At 59.3% G+C, this 18,879-nt stretch carries 16 protein-coding genes; 6 read left to right on the forward strand and 10 right to left on the reverse strand.

Translation table 11 applies throughout. The features are described 5' to 3' along the window. Positions 1 to 38: 38 nt before the first annotated feature. From JFT81_RS01780 to JFT81_RS01805, 6 genes are read right to left on the reverse strand one after another with little or no spacing between them, the layout of a single operon-like run. Entirely contained in the window at positions 39 to 836 is a 798-nt protein-coding gene (locus tag JFT81_RS01780; protein ID WP_201225858.1) for an alpha/beta hydrolase, read from the reverse strand. Beyond that, the gene (locus JFT81_RS01785) at positions 833 to 2,041 is read right to left on the reverse strand and encodes an MFS transporter (RefSeq protein WP_201225859.1); all 1,209 of its coding nucleotides are present in this window, start codon (positions 2,039 to 2,041) and stop codon (positions 833 to 835) included. The genes JFT81_RS01780 and JFT81_RS01785 overlap by 4 nt, the downstream gene beginning before the upstream one ends. A 6-nt stretch (positions 2,042 to 2,047) precedes the next feature. Continuing rightward, on the reverse strand, positions 2,048 to 3,229 hold the full coding sequence (locus JFT81_RS01790) for an acyl-CoA dehydrogenase family protein (RefSeq protein ID WP_201225860.1): 1,182 nt from the start codon (positions 3,227 to 3,229) through the stop codon (positions 2,048 to 2,050). Between the two features lie 38 nt (positions 3,230 to 3,267). Beyond that, positions 3,268 to 4,395, reverse strand: coding sequence for an acyl-CoA dehydrogenase (locus JFT81_RS01795; RefSeq protein WP_201225861.1), 1,128 nt, complete (start codon positions 4,393 to 4,395; stop codon positions 3,268 to 3,270). 29 nt (positions 4,396 to 4,424) lie between these two features. Continuing rightward, complete coding sequence (locus JFT81_RS01800; RefSeq protein WP_158831430.1) at positions 4,425 to 4,685, reverse strand: acyl carrier protein; 261 nt, start codon at positions 4,683 to 4,685, stop codon at positions 4,425 to 4,427. Continuing rightward, positions 4,678 to 6,213, reverse strand: coding sequence for an AMP-binding protein (locus tag JFT81_RS01805; protein ID WP_201225862.1), 1,536 nt, complete (start codon positions 6,211 to 6,213; stop codon positions 4,678 to 4,680). The genes JFT81_RS01800 and JFT81_RS01805 overlap by 8 nt, the downstream gene beginning before the upstream one ends. A gap of 133 nt (positions 6,214 to 6,346) precedes the next feature. Here JFT81_RS01805 and JFT81_RS01810 point away from each other — a divergent pair, with 133 nt between their 5' ends. Then, positions 6,347 to 7,243, forward strand: a complete 897-nt coding sequence (locus JFT81_RS01810; protein ID WP_201225863.1) for a LysR family transcriptional regulator — start codon at positions 6,347 to 6,349, stop codon at positions 7,241 to 7,243. A 153-nt stretch (positions 7,244 to 7,396) separates the two neighbouring features. Here JFT81_RS01810 and JFT81_RS01815 read toward each other — a convergent pair whose 3' ends face one another. The 3 genes from JFT81_RS01815 to JFT81_RS01825 form a co-directional block, all read right to left on the reverse strand. Continuing rightward, a complete protein-coding gene (locus JFT81_RS01815) occupies positions 7,397 to 9,799 on the reverse strand; it encodes a TonB-dependent receptor (protein WP_201225864.1) in 2,403 nt (800 codons plus the stop codon). A 67-nt stretch (positions 9,800 to 9,866) separates the two neighbouring features. Further along, on the reverse strand, positions 9,867 to 10,814 hold the full coding sequence (locus JFT81_RS01820; protein ID WP_201225865.1) for a FecR domain-containing protein: 948 nt from the start codon (positions 10,812 to 10,814) through the stop codon (positions 9,867 to 9,869). After that, on the reverse strand, positions 10,814 to 11,323 hold the full coding sequence (locus JFT81_RS01825) for a sigma-70 family RNA polymerase sigma factor (protein WP_201225866.1): 510 nt from the start codon (positions 11,321 to 11,323) through the stop codon (positions 10,814 to 10,816). Before JFT81_RS01825 ends, JFT81_RS01820 begins: the two co-directional genes overlap by 1 nt. A gap of 216 nt (positions 11,324 to 11,539) precedes the next feature. On the opposite strand from JFT81_RS01825, the gene JFT81_RS01830 reads away from it, so the two are divergent. After that, positions 11,540 to 12,022 carry a DUF417 family protein gene (locus JFT81_RS01830; protein WP_201225867.1) on the forward strand — a complete coding sequence of 161 codons (483 nt, stop codon included), beginning with the start codon at positions 11,540 to 11,542 and terminating at the stop codon, positions 12,020 to 12,022. A 39-nt stretch (positions 12,023 to 12,061) separates the two neighbouring features. Here the strand turns inward: JFT81_RS01830 and JFT81_RS01835 are convergent, their stop codons facing one another. Beyond that, positions 12,062 to 12,970: a helix-turn-helix domain-containing protein gene (locus tag JFT81_RS01835; RefSeq protein ID WP_201225868.1), complete on the reverse strand. Its 909-nt coding sequence runs from the start codon at positions 12,968 to 12,970 to the stop codon at positions 12,062 to 12,064. Between the two features lie 162 nt (positions 12,971 to 13,132). Here JFT81_RS01835 and JFT81_RS01840 point away from each other — a divergent pair, with 162 nt between their 5' ends. From JFT81_RS01840 to JFT81_RS01855, 4 genes are all read left to right on the forward strand, one after another. Beyond that, positions 13,133 to 14,491, forward strand: coding sequence for a glutamine synthetase family protein (locus tag JFT81_RS01840; protein WP_201225869.1), 1,359 nt, complete (start codon positions 13,133 to 13,135; stop codon positions 14,489 to 14,491). A gap of 158 nt (positions 14,492 to 14,649) precedes the next feature. Then, positions 14,650 to 15,738 carry a polyamine ABC transporter substrate-binding protein gene (locus JFT81_RS01845; protein WP_201225870.1) on the forward strand — a complete coding sequence of 363 codons (1,089 nt, stop codon included), beginning with the start codon at positions 14,650 to 14,652 and terminating at the stop codon, positions 15,736 to 15,738. After that, positions 15,735 to 17,036, forward strand: coding sequence for an FAD-binding oxidoreductase (locus JFT81_RS01850; RefSeq protein WP_201225871.1), 1,302 nt, complete (start codon positions 15,735 to 15,737; stop codon positions 17,034 to 17,036). Before JFT81_RS01845 ends, JFT81_RS01850 begins: the two co-directional genes overlap by 4 nt. A 172-nt stretch (positions 17,037 to 17,208) precedes the next feature. Then, on the forward strand, positions 17,209 to 18,864 hold the full coding sequence (locus tag JFT81_RS01855) for an MlaD family protein (RefSeq protein WP_201225872.1): 1,656 nt from the start codon (positions 17,209 to 17,211) through the stop codon (positions 18,862 to 18,864). The last annotated feature ends 15 nt before the right edge of the window (positions 18,865 to 18,879 follow it).

Consider the following 18,879-nt stretch of genomic DNA (forward strand, 5'->3'; position numbering starts at 1 on the left):
CGTGAGCTCCTTGCCAATGGCGATGAAGGAAATACCTTTTAAAGCGACGCTGACGCGAGTTCGGCCCTGGGCGAGGTGCCCGTCATCTGGCCAACGAATTCGACGATCAGGTCAAGTGTGTGCTCCGTCTGATCGAGATGCGGAGAGTGTCCGCAATCCATCAGGCAATGCCGGGTGACCACTGCGGGTATCTTTTGCTCAATGGAATCGAGTTGTGCCAGCGTTCCGTATTCGTCCCGATCGCCCTGCAACACCAAGACAGGGCAATCGATATCGGCCAGGCAATGCTCAATATTCCACTCAAGAAAATCATCGGAAGCCCAGACACTGCTCCATCCCTCGAATACGGCTTTGGGGTCGGGATGAAACAGCGCCAGTTGTCGTTCCAGGCTCCCGTCCAGGAACGAATTTCGTGCGGCGGCAATGCCGCTCAATGTGATCGACTCGACGAACACATGCGGCGCAAACAGCACCAGCCCGGCAACAGGAAATCTGCTCGCGTGGAGTAACGCGATGGAGGCGCCATCGCTGTGCCCCACCAGCAGTGGGTTGCGTAACTGCAGCTTCTCCAACAGCTCCGGCAATACCTGCTGCGCCTCCACATGCATATAGTCTGATCGGCGTGGCAACGCTGCGCGAGATGAATGGCCATAGCCGAAACGGCTGTAAGCGAGCACTCGACGCCCGGTCATGGCTGCCAGTCGATACGGCACACGTCGCCACATCGCAATGCATCCGAGGCCCTCATGCAGCAGCACTAGCGGAGGACGATCGGCATCACCGTCGATCAGCAAATAATCAATGTCACCACCACTTAGCGAGATCGTCGCCATCATTCACGCTCTACTGCAATTGCCAAATCCGGCTCCGGCGCTGAACCCAGCGCCAGCACCGCACGGCTACTGAAAATGGCCATCAGCGTCACTAACCCGCCGAACAAACCGATGGTTGAAGACATCTCCCATACGGACAACAGCAGGCCCACCCCGACCACGGGCACAATCAACCCCAGATAGGCCGCGACGAAAAACGCCGAACTGACTTCCGCCATGCGATCGGCAGGCGACAACATCGTCACCAGCCCCAACCCGCCACGCAGCACCATGCCCGCGCCCATCCCGCCCAGTACCGCGCCACCGAGAAATAACGTCAGGGAGGTAAATTCAAAGGCCAGCCAGACACTGGCCAACGCCACGGGCAGCAACAATACCCCCACTGGGACAACCCGCCGGGGCGCCATGCGCAACACCAACAACTGGCCGATGGCAGCACTGCAAAACGCCAGGAATACAATGCTGCCGCTCAACAGAATGCCGCTTTGATGCAACCCGACCGCCAGGAAACGACCAGCCAGCGCGGCGAACAGACCGAGAAAACTGAAGCCGCACAGCACCGACATCGCCACGGCCATAAAGGCCTGCCGCATCTCGCTCGGTATCCGCAGGCGCTGCAACCGCAGCGGCGGACGAGTACCGCCATGGATTACCGTTTCCGGCATCCAAGGCAACAGCACCGCGGGCAACAGCATCAACAGCAATACGGCATAACTGGCGTGGAGCGGTTGCGCCGCCTGCTCTGCCACCCAGCCAGACAATAATGCGCCCAAGCCGAGCCCGCCCATGTTGCTCAAGCTGGCGATCAGCGCCGCGAGTGACCGATTCCCCAGCAATTCGGCCAGATAGGCAGTGGTGGCGCCCACCATCAACCCGACGGCCATCCCCGATAACAGGCGACCAACGAACAAGCCGACTAACGTGGGCCAGAGCAAAAAGCTCAGCAGGCTCGCCAGCGTCAATCCGATCCCGATCCCGAGCACCACGCGTCGGCCAAGCAGATCGGACAGTCGGCCAGATATCAGCAGCTTGAACAGTATCGCCAGTGCGTAGGACGCAAAGACCAACGTCACCCAGAACGGCGACAAGTCCAATTGCCTGGCGTAGAGCGGATACAGAGGCGTCGGCAACGTGCCCACCATCATCACCACTAACAACAGATAAGTGCTGAGCCAGACGGCGCGGTTGAATCGGTGCGAAATCCCCATGAACCGTTACCAGTCAATCTGTCGTGTATCGAACAGATTGACCCCCAACTGGGCTTTGCCCAAGTACTCGAGACAATCCATCGGTTTGGCTGGCATGACGCTGCAAAAAAACGATTCGCGCAGCAATCGTTCCAGTGGCCGACTGCGATTCAAGGTGCTCGCACCACAGATCTTCACCGCCGCCATGGCCATCTTCGGCGCCAGTTCACCAATGAAGTATTTGGCCGCATGCACAGCGGCATTCGCCTCGATCGTTCCACGCCGTTCCACAATCAGTGTGCCTGCATGATTGAGCAGCGCGCGTCCGGCGAGCAGCTCAGCTGACAGCCTGCCGACCTCCTGATGGATTGCGCTGGATTCGCGCTGGGAAGGCGTGGCGCGCACGCCTTCGGTGATGTGTTGCAGCAACGCAGTGGCGATCCCAAGATAGACGCCGGTATAGCCGGCAATCATCCAGTGGGGCTCACGTACCAGTTTGAATAAAGACATCCCTTCGACGGCCAGAAACAAACGCTGGCGGCTGAGCAGCACATTCTCGAACGTCATGCTGGCGGTCTGGGTGCCGTTCATGGCAAACCCGTCCCACACCTGACCGCACTGCACACCTTCGTCGTGGCGTCCGACCACGAAGTGGCTGATCTCGCTGTCGCTGTCGTTGCCTTCAGGTTTTGCCGTGACGACGATGTAGTCCGCAGCGCCCGCCAACGACACGAACGACTTGCTGCCGTTGAGCAGAAAGCCGCCGGCATGCGCCCGATAATGGGTCTGGATACCTCGCAAGCGCGCGCCACTGCCCAGCTCCGACGTCGCCGAGGCGAACATCTTGTTGTGCGCGATCACCTCGTCGAACACCCAGGCGCGGAAGGCATCCGCTGCCACTGACAGCGTTTTCCCCGCCGACTCGCACAACGAGCCAAGCGCCACGTTGTGCATGTTGAAGCCCAGCGCCGTCGCCGCGTCATACTGGGCAAGTCGCGCCAGAACCTGGCTGTATTGCAGATAATTCAGACCTGCGCCCCCAGCCTCGCGAGGGATCAGCAAGCCTAAAAGACCCGAGTCCTTGATCAGTTGATAGCTTTCGCGACTGTCCGATTGCTGGTTATCCACCAACGGCGCCAAGTCGACCAACTGCATACCGATGCAATCTACCAACGCGAAAATTTCATCGATTTGATCTGGCAAAGCCATAGACGTTGACCTTCTATTTTTTCAGAAGCGCAAAGCGCTCAGTTTTCGACGGGCAAACCAGCCTGGCGCGCAACGCTGATTCGGAGCAGATCGTTAACCCCCGCATAGGTCATTGAAGCCAGTGGGCTGATGAGATCGATCGCGCGACCGGAATCGCCAATGTAAGAGCGCACGCCACCCAACTGAGCAGCCAACTGCGACAGCCGCGTAAAGTCTTCGGAAACCGATATCTTGACCATCGCCGCCTCACCGCTCAGTTGGCGCACCGTCACCCCGGCGTCGAGGCGTCGCGCAATGCCGTAGAGCAGTTTTCGCGAGCGATAGAGGTACAGGCTCATGTCGGCCACGTGCCCCGCCACCAGGTGACTGGCGCTCATCGATCGACCGAAGTGCGTGCGCTCCCGGCTCCACGCGACTGTCTGATCGAGCATCCGGCGCATCGGCCCCAGCGCATACCCCATCAACAACGCGCGTTCCCACGTGGTGGTCGCGGTCATCACAGAGAAACCCGCGCCCTCGCCGCCCAGCAGGCTGTGCTCCTCCAGCCGCACGCCGTCAAAGGTCAACACACCCATGGGCACGCCGGGCAACGCGGTCTTGTCCAGCGGAGCACTGCGCACCACGCCTGGCGCCGAGAGGTCAACCAGTGCAACGGACAAGTCGAAGGGAGATCGGCCCTTGCCGGTACGGACGAACACCAACGCGTGATCCGCCACCGGGGCGGCGGTGATGAAGCGCTTCTCGCCCGTCAATCGATAGCTACCATCCGCCTGACGTTGTGCCACGGTTTCCATCGACATCGGATCACTGCCGCCATGTGCCTCGGTCAGCGCGTGACACAACACGGTCTCGCCGTCTTCCAGGCCTGCCAGTTGCCTGCGCTGCTCGGCGTTCAGCCAGGCCTGCATCGGCAATTGCATACCGAACAACTGTGACGCCAGCGCATAGCAAAGGGCTGGACTGATGCCGCTCAAGCCCAATCCTTCCACCATCGCCAGCTTGTTGGTCACCGTGCCAGCCGAGGCGCGTAGCAACCCGGTCCCGGCGGCCAGCAACCATTGCTCGCGGAAGGTTTTGCCTGCCAGTTCAGGCAGCAACGCCTGCCCTTGCAGGCAACTCTCCTGCACGGTTTGCTCAACTGTTTTGTCTTCGTTTACGAACAGCATGACTCGCCCTCTCTGTTATCTGCACAGACTCAAGCGAGTTCGACACGGTTGGCTTCAATCACGGCCCACAACGTGGCCGGCGTGCGAAACGAAGCGGCGATGACTTTTTCTTCCGGAAACGCGATGCCGAACTTTCTCTCGACGTCGGTGACGATGGAGATGATTGTCAGAGAGTCCAGCCAGCCCTCCTCCAGCAGCGCCGTGTCGGGCAACACGGTAAGGTTTTCACCTTGGTATTGGGTCAGCAGATTTGCCTGGATCAGCAAGCACAGCGCTTCAATGTTATTCATTGCCTATCTCTTCCATGTTTACGCTCAACATGCCCAAAGCACGTCGATCTATTTTTCCGTTGGCCGTCGCGGGCAGCTTTCGCGCCATACGAATGCCATCCGGTTGCATCCTTTTGGGTAATGCACTGTTCAAGCCGCGAAGAATGTCTGCGCGACTGGCACCGGCACTCACCGCATGTACCCAGATTTCGGCCTCCGGCGTTGTGCCTTGGCGAACCACGACCGCCGCCGTTTCAATGCCGGGCAACGCCAGTACCGCACTTTCGATGTCGAGCAGATCGATACGGTGACCGCGGCGCTTGACCTGATGATCACGGCGGCCCTGCAAATGAAAACGACCATCGGCCGCCTGATAGCCGATGTCCCCCGTGCCGTAGGCCAGCCTTTGCACGCCATCGCGGAAATACACACTCCTGCGGGCATCGCGGCAGATGCCGTCGACCAGATAACCGGCGAACACCGTTGGGCCGGCGACGAAAATCTCACCCTGCGCAGCCGCGTGACCGTCCTCGCCGATAATCTCGACGTCCACCCCCTCGATTGCCCAGCCGATTGACGGTAAAAGCGTGTCGACACCCGCCAGGCTCACCTGTTCTGCGGTGCACACATTGGTCTCGGTGGGGCCATACAGGTTGTAAAACGTCAAGTCGGGGAATGCTTTCAGATAGCGTGCCAGCAACTGTGGCGGGAACGGTTCACCGGCGTACAACGCAGCGCGCAGAGCCGAGGGCCGCGCCTGCTCGATTGCCCCCTGCTGCAACAGCATCTGGTACAAGGTGGGGACGGCGTAGAACACCGAGATACGCTGCTCATCCAGCCAACGCGTCACATCGCGAGGAAACATCTTCAAGAAATCTGGCATCAGGCAAAGACAGGCTCCCGCCAGTGCGGTCGAGAACAGGTCGAAGGTCGTCAGATCGAAGGTGAGTGCCGCTTGTGAGCCCACCCGATCCTCGCAACTCAGAACCACCGTGCGGGCTGCCCAGGCAGAAAAATGCAAGACGTTGGCGTGGGTCAGGCACACGCCCTTGGGCGAACCCGTACTGCCCGAGGTAAACAAGACATAACCGCCCTCGTCCCCGGCATGTCGTTGCGGTTGCCCTGGCAAGGGAAACAGCAATAGCCCGTCCACTGTGCGAACATCGCCAGCCTGACCATGCATGGCAACCACCCTGGCCGCTGCGGCCTGACTTGCCGCCGTTGCCAGCAAAAAATCCAGGTCGGCGTTGGCCAACATGCGTGCGCCCCGTTCCGCGGGGTCCTTGATATCCATCGGAGCAACTAATGCGCCCAGCCTCAATGCGGCATAAATGGCCACAACAGCACTTGCACTTTTGGCGATATAAATGCCTATTCGATCGCCCGGCTGAACGCCTTGCGCCCGCAGCAACTCACATAACTTATTAACTGTTTCGTTAAGTTGTTCGTAGCTGAATGTGCCATCTTGCGCTTCCAGTGCCGAGCTCTGCGGATAACGCTGTGCAGCCGCAACCAGTGCCTGATCAAGCCGAATACAATCATTGAACACGGTTGGCCTCTACTTCCAAATTGATATGTCCTGTCGTGGCACCAGGGCAATTGGGGTGGCGATAGTAGAAGGATTCTTCCAACCAGAGTGAATGAACAATTTTTATAAACACTATGCGGAAATGGCATACAAGATGGATCTGAAAAACTTACGCTACTTCGTCGAAGTGACGGAGCATGGAAGCTTCTCGAAGGCCTCCCACAATATTCATGTCACGCAACCGGCGCTGAGCAAAGCGGTGCAACAGCTTGAAGAAGAACTGGGCTCGACGCTGCTGGTGCGCAGCCGTCCAGGCGTGCCATCCCGTTTGACGCCATCGGGTGAAGTGGTTTTCCACCACGCCAAACGCATACTCAGTCGCAGCAAGCAAATGCTCACCGACGTCAACCTGCTCAATAGCCTCGTCACCGGCGTGCTTAAGCTGGGCCTGCCGCCGTTAGGCAGTACCGATCACATTGCTTTTGTATTGACCGAGTTTCGGCAGCGCTTCCCGCAAGTGGAACTGCAGTTGCGCGAACAAGGTGGGCAAGCGCTGGAAGACGCTGTGCGCAAGGGCGAAATAGAACTGGCAATCAGCCTGCGCCCGGATGACGAGGAGCTCGCGTGGCTGCCGATTTGCGAGGAACCGCTGGTTGTCGTCCTGCCGCCGCGCCACCCACTTGCCAGCCGCCATCGGCTGAGTCTGCCCGATCTGGCGCATCACCCATGGGTCCAGTTACAAGGCGCGTCCATCCTCAATCACCGCATCAAGCTCTGTTGCCCTGACCTGGACGTCAGCCGTCTGCAGGTAGCCAAGAGTGACAACCTGGCTTTTTGCCTGTCATTGGTGGCTGCGAATGCGGGCCTGATGGTACTGCCCAGACTATTGGCGCAACACCATATTCCGCCCGGTGTGGAAATTGTGCCGCTTGAATGCGCCGAACTTCAGTGGCAACTGGTCGCCATCTGGCGCAAGAACTCGCAACTGTCGGTAGCGGCACAACAATGGCTTGAATTGCTGGCCAATCAAGGGAGCAATAACCTGGAATAAAGTCGTGATCCAACGATCTGCAGGCATTCAGCAAAGTTCGGATTCGATACTTGAATCACCCATGTTTACTCGTTGTTTTCCAAGAATATAAAAGGACAATAACGATTTCCTGTTTGAAAGCCCGTCCCTGGGCTTTCGCTCAATTACAGCCACTCAGAAATCCACAGTCGCCGACAACAGATAAGTTCTCGGTGTCGACAGGGTCAACCCCGGTTCACTGTCATCCGAAGCCCCCGCCGAACTCCAATAACGTTTATCCATTACGTTCTCGACATTGGCGCGCAAGGTGATGGTTTTCTGATCGACTTTGAACGCGTAACGCGTACCCACATCGAAGCGCTCCCACGAGTCGATCTCCTTCTCGTTGGACTGATCCAGATACTGCGAGCTGGAATAAATCCCGCGCCCGGTCAGCGTCAGTCCCTGCACAGTCGGCACGTCCCATTCGGCGCCCAGATTGACGTTGTATTTCGGCGTTGCCGGCGCGCGATTGCCGTCGAACGTGCCGTTGGTGGTTTTGGTCAGTTCGCTGTCGATGAACATCACACCGCCCAACAGCCTGAAGCCATTCAGCGGCTCGCCGAACACGCTCAGTTCTACACCATCGTTCTGGCGCTTGCCGTTGGGGCCGAAGACGCGTGTTGTGGCATTGGTTTCGTAGGCGGGTTGTTTGATCCGGAATACTGCTGCGGTCAACGCGTAAGAACCGGCGTCGTACTTGGCGCCGACTTCAACCTGGCGACTGATGAACGGCGGGAAAATTTCGTCCTCGTTGATCGAGGTCGAAGGGGCGATCTTGCCTTGGCTGAGGCCTTCCATATAGTTGGCGTACAGCGACAGTTTGTCGGTCGCCTTGAACAGAATACCGCCCGAGGGCGAGACTTTTTCCTCGTCGTAGGCCGTGTCGCCTTTGACGTCATCGCTCCAGTCATCGACTTTCACCCGCTGCCAGCGGGCGCCCAGCGTCAGTAGCAGTCGATCATCGAAGAATCCCAGCGTGTCGGATAACGCCACCCCACTGAAGCGATTCTCGGTGTAGACCTTGGCGTCATTGCGCGTTGGCGTACCGGGTTTTGCCGTTTCTACCGGCTCATACAGATTGCTGCGACCCGCCGCATAACGCGCGCCACCGTTCTCGAAATCCATATAGAAATAGTTGGCCGCCAGATTAACTTCATGGCTCACCGGCCCGGTGTGGAACCAGTTGCGCACACCCGCCGTGGCCGTGCGCACATTCTCGTCGCGGGTGAAATCGCGCGGCAGAACGCTGAAATCACCGGCGTCGTTGGTCACGGAAACGGCGTGGCGCAAGAAGTCATGATTACTTTTGCGCGCACCGACGCCGCCGTACAGCATCACCGATTCATTGACGTCAAACTCAGCGTTGAGCGTGCCGAAGGTGTCCTCGGTTTTCGCCTGGCTCCACGGTTGCGCGTAGTTGCGATGCACATTGTTCGCGCTTGGAACCTTGGCATTGGCCGCAACCTGCACGCGTTCCTGCGGCGCATCGGTGTCGCGTTCGGTGTGGCCGATATCGGTCGAAAGGCGCAAGCGTTCACCGCGAAAGTCCAGGCCGAGCACGGCCATGTCGCGGTCGACGCTCTGATGGTCCCACTCCGTGTCACCGGACTGTTTAACCCCATTGAAGCGCAATCCAAACTGGTTGTCTTCGCCAAAACGGCGACCGACATCCACGGCGCCACCGACCTGATTGTTGGAGGCGTAATTGGCGGTCAATGAGGTGATCGGCTGGTCGCTGGCGCGCTTGGGCACCACGTTGATCCCGCCCCCTACACTGCCCCGCGGGGAAATGCCGTTGATCAGTTGGCTCGGGCCTTTGAGGATGTCGACCCGATCGGCCATTTCCATGTCGATCGTGTAGGTCGGCAACACGCCGTAGAGCCCGTTATAAGACACATCACTGTTGAACAGACTGAAACCACGGATGGTGAACTGCTCATAGCGGCCGCCCGCCGGGTTGGTCGCGCGCACTGACGGGTCGCTGCCGATCAGATCACCCAGGGTGCGCGCCTGCTGGTTCTTCACCGCTTCGCTGGTGTAAGTGGTCATGCTGAACGGGGTTTCCATGAAGTCCCTGGCGCCCAGCAAACCCTGTGAGCCACGGCGCGCCACCTGACCACCGGCAAATACATCCGCCTCCGTTGTGCCGGTCGCACCTAGAATCGAAGTCGGCGCCAATTGCAGGCTGCTGCCCTCGGCGGCAGGAATCAGCGTGTAAGCATGATCGCCCAGCGCTTGCAGTTGTAGACCGGAGCCCAGCAACAAGCGGCTGAACCCCTCCTCCACGGCAAACTCACCGGACAATCCGTTGCTGTTGCGGCCACTCACCAGCGCCGGATCCACCGACAGATTGACCCCGGCCAACCCGGCAAAACGCGTCAGCGCCGCACTCAAACTGCCGGCGGGCACCTGATAACTGCGCCGGGCGGCGTCATCGGCCCAACTGGATTGAATCAACAAAGGGCTGGCACTCAGGCTCAGCACGAAGCTCAACTGCAACAACGGACGCAAACGACCTGGAAATACTGCGGGCATTGGAAGAAGCTCTCGATTTTGTTCACTTGCCTGGAATGACCAGCGAGGCGAAAAAAAGGGACAGGCTTCAGACGATATTTTTTCGCGGCGTCAGCGTGACCCAGAAACGCGTGCGCGAATGCACCTCCAGCGGCAGGCTCGCGGCGAGCAGCGCCAGCACTTTATCGGTGTTGTCGAGACGGAAACTGCCGGTGATACGCAGACTTTCCAGGGCCGGCTCCCAACGCAAAAGCCCTGAGCGATAACGGCTCAACTCGCGCAAGAAGTCGCCCAGTGGCTGGTTTTGCGCCATCAATACGCCTTCGCGCCAGCCGGGCATTTTTGCGTCGAACGCCGAGACCGGGCCGGCACCGGACGCTTGCAGATTGATCTGCTGCCCGGCCTGCAACAGCAACGCCGGCCCGTGCAACGGTTGCAACTGCACCGAACCACTGACCACCGCAACATTGCACTCACGCTCATTGAGGCGCACACAGACTTCGCTGCGACTGAGCATGATCCGGCCGTAAGGCGCATTGATCGTCAATGCTGCGCCGCCGAGCACATTGAGCGCCATTTCACCGCGCACCAGCGTCAATTGGCGGCTGGCCAGATCGACGTTCACCGCGCTCGCGGTATTGAGTTGCAGGATGCTGCCGTCGGCCAACAGTGTCTGTTTGTGTTCGCCGGTGTCGGTCTGCAAATCGGCGCGCCAAACATCGAGCGGCAACTGGCGACTGATCAACCACGCCGTTGGCACCAGCGCCGCCAGACCCAGCGCTCGCTTCAGTGCCGCACGCCGCGCCAGATCCGGGCGATCCAGCGTGGCCATGGCCAATTCTGCCGGCAGGCTGGAAAAGCGCTGGCGCAGCGATTGGATCTTCTGCCAAGCGTTTTCATGGCGGCTATCGCTGTCTCGCCAGATCTTCAGCTGCACGTGATCGGCTTCACTGGCCTCGCCGGATTCGAGCAACGCTAACCACTGCGCGGCGGCACGCGCCACTTCGCGGGCTTCGGTGCCGGGCGCCACGCGCATCATAGATCCAACATCAAGCAATGCTCGTAAGCCATTGCCATATATCGTTTTATTGTTCGCTCCGAGACCTGCAGACGCTCGCCGATTTCACGGTAACCGAGGCCTTCGAGCTGACTCCAGAGAAAGGCGCGACGCACCGCTCGGGGCAAACCGTCGAGCAATTCGTCCAGCGCTTGCAGGGTTTCCAGCAGCACCCAACGTTGCTCGGGCGAAGGCACGCATTCTTCGGGCAATTGCGCGAGGGCTTCGAGATAGGCTTTTTCCAGGCTGCGGCGGGTATAGAAATTGCTCAGCAGACGTTTGCCGACGGTGAGCAAATACGCGCGTGGCTCGCGCATGTCGGCGATCGGTTGCGCACTGCACAGTACGCGCAGAAAGGTGTCCTGACTGAGATCAGCTGCATCCCACGCATTGCCCATGCGCCGCCGCAGCCAGGTTTCCAGCCAGCCACGATGATCGCGATACAGTTCGTGCAGGTGCTGCGGCGATGGCGTCGCTGCGTCAATCATCTAAAGAGGCCCTGGGCGAAGTCAGTTTCAAATGAGACTGATTCTAATTAACTTAAACCTCGACACAAAGGTCTTTTTACTCGTCGGACCCTGCCCGGTGAAAAATGCCCGTCTGCAGCAGACTTTTTCTGTCACGTTTTAACCATGGCCTGGCTGTAATTTCCGCAGCGCTTCCTTCTCTAGCGGGTTTCATCACCTCAAAGAAAAGGTAAAACCATGAACACTTGCACGCTGTCCCGCTGGCTTTCGAATGATCTCGAGATCAGATTGATGCGCTGGACGCTGGTCCTGATTTTCGCGATTTTTGGCTACAGCAAATGGTTTGCGTACGAAGCCGAAGGCCTGATTCCGCTGCTCGCCAATAGCCCGCTGCTGAGCTGGATGCACAGCGCGTTTGGCATTCAGGGCGCCAGCTATGCCTTGGGTGTAGCGGAATGGACGATTGCGCTCGGTTTGATGGTGGGGGCGTGGTTTCCACGGATTTCGCTGTGGGCCTCAGCCGCATCAGTGATCACCTACCTGACCACCCTTACCCTGATTTTCACCACGCCGGATGCATGGGAAGCGTCTGCGGGCGGCTTCCCGGCAATGGGTGGCGCCACCAGTTTTCTGCTCAAGGATGCCGTTTTGCTGGTGGGGTCCATGATGTTGCTCAAACACAGCCTGCTGACGATGCGCCGGACTTCGGCAACCGCCTGACAGAGAAGCTGCGCGCCCGCAGAGCCGGGCGCTGCCAGTTCAACTCACTCGCGGGCGCTTTAGCGTCTCGCTCGGCAACTCCTTGAACAACGCCCGATAACTGCTTGAAAAACGCCCCAAATGCCAGAACGACCACTGCATCGCCACTTCCGCCACCGTGGTTTCCGTGGGCCGGCACTTGAGCAATTCGCGGTGCGCGCTGTTCAGGCGGCGCAGGCGCAACCAATGGCTGGGTGTCATCCCGGTGTAGGCCTTGAACGCTTGTTGCAGTTGGCGCAACGACACGCCGGCGACGTTGGAAAGCTCCAGGAGATTGACCGTGTCTTCCGGCGAATCAGCGGCCCATTCACCGACGCGTTTCATGATGGTTCGCTCTTCAGTGCGCCGCTGCAATCCTCCACCGTCCAGACACACCCGCGCATTGTCGAGGATGAACAGACAGTCCTCCAACAATTGATTTGCAAGAGCATCTTTATCAAGCGGATCAATAGCTTGCGACAACTTCGTGAGAGTCGAGCTTAACCAGCGACTGAACAAGGCGTTCTGCCCGCAGTTGAGCTGGGTCATGAACAAGCCTTCGAGTTTCGCCACATCCAGACCGTGTTGGCGGACAAATTCCGGGCCGAAGACCACGGCGATTTCCTGGTAGTTCTCCGGGGTGATCCAGATGTTGCGGCTCTCTTCATTGAGCAGGTACAGCGCGTTATCGCTGCGATCAAAACAGAACGCCAGCGCACCGGACGGCGCACTGAAATTCTGCTCGACCCGAGTGTTCATCTGCTCTTCATAGACCTCGACACCCTGCAAATCCAGATAGCGGATCTGCCCGGCGAAATGGCCTGGCGACATCTGTTGGTAATGCTGGACCCAGCCCGGTGTGGCACGGACCTGCTCGGCCACATCAGCGGTGTTGAATGCTTGAACCTGGAGCGGATTGCACGTTGTCATGGGGTGACCTTGCGCACTCTTTTGGTGCGCTTTGGTGCTGCTTAAAGTGGATAGATGGAACTGCAAGGCTCGCCCAAGATAGTCGTCAACGCGCCACAGGGGAAGGGGCGGAAGATGAAACCCGCCCTCCCCGGCGTCTATAAAACCAATAACGAGGTCTTTATGAATGCCCCTTTCGATCAGCTGTTCACGTGGCTGAAAGATCACAAGATTACCGAAGTTGAATGTGTGGTCAGCGACCTGACCGGCATTGCCCGCGGCAAGATCGCACCGACCAACAAGTTCCTGCATGAGCGAGGCATGCGCCTGCCGGAAAGTGTGCTGCTGCAAACGGTAACCGGGGATTTTGTCGACGACGACATCTACTACGACCTGCTCGACCCGGCCGACATCGACATGGTCTGCAAGCCAGTGGCTGACGCGGTCTACGTGATTCCATGGGCCATCGAGCCGACCGCCATCGTCATCCACGACACCTTCGACAAGTTCGGCAACCCGATCGAACTGTCGCCGCGCAACGTGCTGAAGAAAGTCTTGCAGCTGTACACCGACAAAGGCTGGAAGCCCATTGTTGCGCCGGAAATGGAGTTCTACCTGACTCAACGCTGCGAAGACCCGGACTTGCCGCTCAAGGCACCACTGGGCCGTTCGGGCCGCGCCGAAAGTGGCCGACAGTCGTTCTCCATCGACGCCGCCAACGAATTCGATCCGCTGTTCGAAGACGTCTATGACTGGTGCGAACTGCAAGGTCTGGATCTCGACACCTTGATCCACGAAGACGGCCCGGCGCAGATGGAAATCAACTTCCGGCACGGCGATGCGCTGGATCTGGCCGACCAGATCACCGTGTTCAAACGCACCATGCGCGAGGCCGCGCTCAAGCACAACGTCGCCGCGACGTTCATGGCCAAGCCGATTGGCGACGAGCCGGGCAGCGCCATGCACATCCACCAGAGTGTGGTGGAAATCGCCACCGGCAAACCGATCTTTGCCAACGCCGACGGGCAGATGAGCGAGCTGTTCCTGCACTACATTGGCGGCCTGCAGAAGTACATCCCGAAAGTGCTGCCGATGTTCGCACCCAACGTCAACTCGTTCCGCCGCTTCCTGCCGGACACCTCGGCGCCGGTCAACGTCGAATGGGGCGAAGAGAACCGCACCGTCGGCCTGCGTGTGCCGACCTCGAGCCCGGAAGCCATGCGTGTCGAGAACCGCTTGCCGGGCGCCGATGCCAACCCGTACCTGGCCATCGCTGCGAGCCTGCTCTGCGGCTACATCGGCATGGTCGAAAAGATCGAGCCGAGTGCCGGGGTCGAGGGCCGTGCCTACGAACGCCGCAACCTGCGCTTGCCAATCACCATCGAAGAAGCACTGACGCAAATGGAAGAGTGCGAAACCGTCGCGCAATACCTGGGCGACAAGTTTGTGCGTGGCTACGTCGCGGTGAAACGCGCCGAGCATGAAAACTTCAAGCGCGTGATCAGCTCGTGGGAGCGCGAGTTCCTGATGCTGAGCGTCTGACCCAAATCTGTACAAATCCCTGTGGGAGCGAGCCTGCTCGCGAAGGCGTCAGCACAGTCACCATTGATGTTGCCTGACCCACCGCTTTCGCGAGCAGGCTCGCTCCTACAAGGGAATAGCGAACCACCTGAAAAATCCAAAAAATTAGAGGTGTCGAAATGCGTCTGTTGAAATCCGTACTCCCGGTCGCCCTGAGCGTTCTGTTCAGCGCCGTAGCCCACGCCCAGCCACAGGTCAGCGTCTACAACTGGACCGACTACATCGGCGAAACCACCCTCGCTGACTTCCAGGCCAAAACCGGGATCAAGGTGATCTACGACGTTTTCGACTCCAACGAAACCCTGGAAGGCAAACTCCTCGCCGGCCGCACCGGTTATGACGTGGTCGTGCCGTCCAACCACTTTCTCGCCCGTCAGGTGAAAGCCGGCGCGTTCCTTAAACTGGATCGCGAGCAACTGCCGAACTTCAAGAACCTCGATCCGAAGCTGCTCGAACTTCTGGAGAAAAACGATCCGGGCAACGCGCACTCGGTACCGTACCTGTGGGGCACTAACGGCATCGGCTACAACGTCGACAAGGTCAAGCAAGTGCTGGGCATTGATCACATCGATTCCTGGGCCGTGTTGTTCGAGCCTGAGAATCTGAAAAAGCTCACCCAGTGCGGCGTGTCGATGATGGACTCCGCCGACGAAGTGTTTCCCGCCGTGCTCAACTACATGGGCATGGACCCGCGCAGCGAAAACCCGGAAGACTATAAAAAGGCTGAAGCCAAACTGCTGAGCATTCGCCCGTACATCACCTATTTCCATTCCTCGAAATACGTGTCGGACCTCGCCAACGGCGACATCTGCGTGGCCTTCGGGTATTCCGGTGACGTGTTCCAGGCCGCCAACCGCGCCAAGGAAGCCAAGAACGGCGTGAACATCGCCTACGCCATTCCGAAAGAAGGCGCCAACCTGTGGTTTGACCTGTTGGCCATCCCGGCCGACGCCAGCAACACCAAAGAAGCCCACGCCTTCATCAATTACCTGCTCGATCCACAAGTGATCGCCAAGGTCAGCGCGTCGGTCGGTTACGCCAACCCTAACCCGGCCGCCAAGCAGTACATGGATCAGGCGCTGGTCAACAACCCTGAGGTGTACCCACCTCAAGAAGTCCTCGACAAGCTCTACATTTCCACCACCCCGCCCCAAGCGATCATGCGTCTGATGACCCGGTCCTGGAGCAAAGTGAAGTCGAACAAATGAATCAGCACACCCAAGAACACGCCCGCTCCTACTACGCTGCTTCGGCGCGGGCGACCACTCCCTATCCAGTGCTGGACGGTGACCTCAGCGCCGATGTCTGCGTGATCGGCGGCGGGTTCACCGGGGTCAACACCGCCATCGAACTGGCACAACGCGGGCTCTCGGTGATCCTCATCGAGGCGCGCCGGATCGGCTGGGGAGCCAGCGGTCGCAATGGCGGGCAATTGATTCGTGGCATTGGCCATGATGTCGACGGCTTCGCCAAGTATGTCGGGCAGGAAGGCGTGCGCTATTTACAGCGCGCTGGCATCGACTCCGTGGAACTGGTGCGCCAGCGCATCGGCGACAACGGCATCGAGTGCGACCTGCGTTGGGGGTTCTGCGACCTGGCCAACACCACAGCGCAGTTCGATGCGTTCAAGGATGAATTGGTCGATCTCGCCGCACTCGGTTATGCCCACGAAACCCGACTGATCGGCCCGCAGCAAATCCGCCAGCAAGTGGTCAACTCCGAGATCTATGCCGGCGGGCTGGTGGACATGGGCTCGGGTCATCTGCATCCGCTGGATCTGGTACAAGGCGAGGCGCGACTGGCGGCATCCCTCGGCGTACGGATTTTCGAACAGAGCCAAGTGCTGGAGATCATCCACGGCGCGACGGTGCAGGTGCGTTGCGCCCGTGGCACGGTGCGCGCCGGCAGCCTGGTACTCGGCTGCAATGCGCATCTGGATGAACTCGAACAACAACTCAGCGGCAAAGTGCTGCCCGCCGGCAGTTACATCATCGCCACCGAGCCGTTGTCCGAGGAGCGTGCCGCGCAACTGATCCCCAACAATCTGGCGGTGTGCGACCAGAAAGTCGGCCTCGATTACTACCGGCTCTCGGCCGATCGGCGTTTGTTGTTCGGCGGTGCCTGCCATTATTCCGGGCGCGATCCTGCGGATATCGCTGCTTATATGCGCCCGAAGATGCTCAAGGTGTTCCCGCAACTGGCCGACGTGCGCATCGATTATCAGTGGGGCGGCAAGATCGGCATCACCGCCAACCGTTTTCCGCAGGTCGGCCGGCTCAAGCAACACCCGAACGTGTTCTATGCCCAGGGCTATTCCGGGCACGGCCTGAACGTCACCCATTGGTGCGCGAAACTGCTCGGCGAGGCGCTTCATGCCGGCCACAGCCAAGGCCTGGACGTGTTCAGTGGTGTGCCGCACATGACCTTTCCCGGCGGCCCTGCCCTGCGTTCGCCACTGCTGGCACTGGGCATGTTCTGGTATCGCCTGCGCGAACTCCTCGGCTAGCAGAACAAACCGCGCTGCCGCGATCTGATCGTTCCCACGCTCTGCGTGGGAACGATCAACAGGGTTTCGCTTATCGCTGATACACATTTGCTCTATCGCCAAGCACTTCTATATTGATGAAGTGCTTTTGCGTTCCTGACGCTCAGTGCCCCATCAATCGAGGAGGACATGGATGAAGTCGTCAGCCGCCGACGAGCCACGAGCACCGGGCCAGGCCCCGATCAAAACCCGCCGCTTTGGTATTTCACTCGTTTGGATCGTGCCGATTGTCGCCGTGCTGGTGGGCATCTCGCTGGTGGTGCACAACCTCCTGCAGGAAGGCCCGACCATCGTGCTCACGTTCAAGACTGGCAGCGGTCTGACGGCGAACAAGACCGAGGTCAAGTACCGCAACGTGGTGATCGGCCAAGTCACGGATGTTGAACTGAGCGACGACCAGAAAAGCGTCAACGCCACGATCAAACTGGCCAAACAGGCCGAAACCTTCACCCGCGAAGATTCGCAATTCTGGGTCGTACGCCCACGGATCGGAGCCGGTGGCGTTTCCGGGATCGACACATTGCTTTCCGGCGATTACATCGGCGCCGACATCGGCCAGTCCAATGGCCGCGCCAAATACTTCAAAGGTCTGGAAAACCCGCCACCGATTACCTACGGTGAACCCGGCAAGCGTTTCATGCTGCACGCCCCGGACCTGGGCTCACTGGACATCGGCTCGCCGGTTTACTACCGCAAGATCCCGGTCGGCCAGGTCGTTACTTACGCCCTCGACCCGGATGGCAAGGGCGTCAATATCGAAGTGTTCATCCACGCGCCAAACGATGCCTTTGTCACCGAAAACACCCGTTTCTGGAACGCCAGCGGCATTGATATCAATGTCGGCGCCAACGGTTTTGCCGTGAAAACCGAGTCGTTATCGACCTTGCTGGTCGGCGGTATTGCCTTCCGCGCCCCCGATTACAGCCCCAACGACGTTGCCGCCGCCGACGACAAGGATTTCGATTTGTTCGCCGACCAGCAAACCGCCCTCGCCCCGCCCAACGGCAAGGCGCAATACCTGAGTTTGCGCTTCGATCAAGCCATGCGTGGGCTGAAGGTCGATGCCCCGGTCGAGTTCCTCGGCATGGAAATTGGTCGAGTGGTCGCAATCAATCTTGATTTCGACCCGCAAAAACGCAGTTTCCCGGTCAACGTCGGCATCGTCATCTATCCGCAGCGCCTCGGTCTGGCCTATAAAAAGATGCTCACCACCTTCAAGCACGATCCCAACGACGAAGCCGCCGGCATACGCCTGATGGGCACTTTCATCGACAATGGCCTGCGGGCCCAGGCCCGCAGCGGCAACCTGCTTACCGGGCAGCTGTACATCGCCCTGGACTTCTTCCCGAAAGCCGAAAAAGTGGCGTTTGATCCGACCCTGCGTCCGGTGGTGATCCCGACCGTTCCGGGCAGCCTCGAACAGTTGCAGGAAAAACTCGAAGCGGTGGTCGACAAGATCAACAAACTGCCGGTGGACCGCATCGCCAACAACCTCGACAGCAATCTGGTCGAACTGCGCAAAGGCCTGACCCAGTTCAACGCCAGAACCTTGCCCGGTGTGCAGAACACCCTTGCCGATGTCAGCAAGACATTGCAGTCCGCCAGCTCGACCCTGGCCGAAGACTCGCCGCAACGCGAGAAGCTCAACGAAACCCTCGACGAACTCGGACGCATGTCGCGCTCCCTGCGTGAACTCTCGGATTACCTCGGTCGCCACCCGGAATCGCTGATTCGCGGTCGCCCCGACAACGCGGCGCCACTGGATCTGAAAGGCCCGCCACGCAATTGAGCACAGGAGCTGAAC

The organism is Pseudomonas sp. TH43 (assembly GCF_016650635.1).
GTDB lineage: Bacteria > Pseudomonadota > Gammaproteobacteria > Pseudomonadales > Pseudomonadaceae > Aquipseudomonas.

Coding starts and splice junctions, on each gene's coding strand:
- JFT81_RS01780 (WP_201225858.1), bottom strand. CDS start 836: ATGATGGCGACGATCTCGCTAAGTGGTGGTGACATTGATTATTTGCTG.
- JFT81_RS01785 (WP_201225859.1), bottom strand. CDS start 2,041: ATGGGGATTTCGCACCGATTCAACCGCGCCGTCTGGCTCAGCACTTAT.
- JFT81_RS01790 (WP_201225860.1), bottom strand. CDS start 3,229: ATGGCTTTGCCAGATCAAATCGATGAAATTTTCGCGTTGGTAGATTGC.
- JFT81_RS01795 (WP_201225861.1), bottom strand. CDS start 4,395: ATGCTGTTCGTAAACGAAGACAAAACAGTTGAGCAAACCGTGCAGGAG.
- JFT81_RS01800 (WP_158831430.1), bottom strand. CDS start 4,685: ATGAATAACATTGAAGCGCTGTGCTTGCTGATCCAGGCAAATCTGCTG.
- JFT81_RS01810 (WP_201225863.1), top strand. CDS start 6,347: ATGGATCTGAAAAACTTACGCTACTTCGTCGAAGTGACGGAGCATGGA.
- JFT81_RS01815 (WP_201225864.1), bottom strand. CDS start 9,799: ATGCCCGCAGTATTTCCAGGTCGTTTGCGTCCGTTGTTGCAGTTGAGC.
- JFT81_RS01820 (WP_201225865.1), bottom strand. CDS start 10,814: ATGCGCGTGGCGCCCGGCACCGAAGCCCGCGAAGTGGCGCGTGCCGCC.
- JFT81_RS01825 (WP_201225866.1), bottom strand. CDS start 11,323: ATGATTGACGCAGCGACGCCATCGCCGCAGCACCTGCACGAACTGTAT.
- JFT81_RS01830 (WP_201225867.1), top strand. CDS start 11,540: ATGAACACTTGCACGCTGTCCCGCTGGCTTTCGAATGATCTCGAGATC.
- JFT81_RS01835 (WP_201225868.1), bottom strand. CDS start 12,970: ATGACAACGTGCAATCCGCTCCAGGTTCAAGCATTCAACACCGCTGAT.
- JFT81_RS01840 (WP_201225869.1), top strand. CDS start 13,133: ATGAATGCCCCTTTCGATCAGCTGTTCACGTGGCTGAAAGATCACAAG.
- JFT81_RS01845 (WP_201225870.1), top strand. CDS start 14,650: ATGCGTCTGTTGAAATCCGTACTCCCGGTCGCCCTGAGCGTTCTGTTC.
- JFT81_RS01850 (WP_201225871.1), top strand. CDS start 15,735: ATGAATCAGCACACCCAAGAACACGCCCGCTCCTACTACGCTGCTTCG.
- JFT81_RS01855 (WP_201225872.1), top strand. CDS start 17,209: ATGAAGTCGTCAGCCGCCGACGAGCCACGAGCACCGGGCCAGGCCCCG.